The organism is Thetidibacter halocola (genome assembly GCF_018224955.1).
Classification (GTDB): domain Bacteria; phylum Pseudomonadota; class Alphaproteobacteria; order Rhodobacterales; family Rhodobacteraceae; genus Thetidibacter; species Thetidibacter halocola.
In genome coordinates this window covers 12,084-13,313 of sequence record NZ_JAGTUU010000013.1, presented here as the reverse complement: position 1 = coordinate 13,313, position 1,230 = coordinate 12,084, and the positions used below count along the sequence as shown (strand labels likewise).

The following is a 1,230-nucleotide window of genomic DNA, read 5'->3' as shown; positions in this document are numbered from 1 at the left end:
GTCAGCAATCCCTTCAATGGCGTGGAAAACGCCAAAGTTCCCCGGTTGATCGGGCTGTTCGCTCCACCACCGTAACGTGAGGTAACGTTTCGTTCACCTGATTTATCTTTCTCGGAGACGAAAAAATCTGTTGCGTCTCACATGGTTAGAAAGAGCCAGACGAACCCTCGACCGGTTTCCGCGCAGCCAGAACGGCGAAAGGCAGGTCCAGATCGACTCTTTTGGGGGGCTCGGGGACCAACCCGAGACCTGACAGGATATCGGCGTAGACCTGCGGCGCCCGGTAGAAGGGCGCAAAGACCAGGTTGGCCAGCATCCACAGCGGAAAGGGTGGCGCCGCATCCTCCATCGGGATGCGTTCGCAGATCACGAGGCGCCCGCCCGGTGCCAGCCGCGCGGCTGCGCGGGACAGGAACTGCCGCATCTCGGCCTCGGGCCAGTCATGCAGCACCGACTTGAACAGGATCGCGTCGGCCGGGCCGGGCCAGGGCTCCTGCCGCGCATCCCCCGCGACAAAGCGCAGCCGCGCCTCCGCCGGGCGCCCGGCCATGCGCTGCCGTCCCAGCGCGCAGACGGCGGGAAGGTCCAGCACCGCCGCGGTCAAGCCAGGGTCGCGCTCCAGCAGCGCTTCTGACAGCACGCCGGTATTGCCACCGATCTCCAGCAGGCGTCGCGCCCCGCCCAGGTCGATCGCTGGCAGCAGGTGCGGCGTCTCGGTCAGCGACAGGGCGGTGACGTAATCGACCCAGGGGCGGCTGGCCGCCAGCGCCGCATCCGACACGTCCAGCGCCCGGTCATATCGGAAAAAGCCAAAGGTCCGTGCCCGCGCCTGGAACCCGCGCAGGTCGAACAAGAGCCCGTGCAAATCCTCGCCCACGTCCAGCGCGGCGCGGTGCAGGAACTCCAGCTTGGCGCAGAGCACGAACCGGCGCGTGTCCCAGACTGCCGCGAAACCCTCGGTCAACCCGCCCCCGGCGATGACCCCCGCATCCTCCAGCATCAGAAGCAACAGGCGCAAGCCACGCTCGGGCACGCCCAGCCGCTGCGCCAGTGCGGCCGCGTCGCGTCGGTCCTCCAGCGCATCGATCAGCCCGAGCGCCACCGCCTCGCGCAACGCGGCCACGCCCGAGAGGTCGGTCAGAAAGGCATCTTCGGCCCCGAAGGGCAGGGTATCGGGCGGGGTCATCCCGGCTTTCGTCCTCGCGGCAAGAGACGCCGCGGTTGACGCGG

1 protein-coding gene is annotated in these 1,230 nt (G+C 68.0%); it reads right to left on the bottom strand.

The window, feature by feature from the left end; all coding sequences use genetic code 11:
* Window positions 1-145: 145 nt before the first annotated feature.
* Complete coding sequence (locus tag KB874_RS22310) at window positions 146-1,186, bottom strand: methyltransferase (RefSeq protein WP_212538784.1); 1,041 nt, start codon at window positions 1,184-1,186, stop codon at window positions 146-148.
* Window positions 1,187-1,230: the final 44 nt, after the last annotated feature.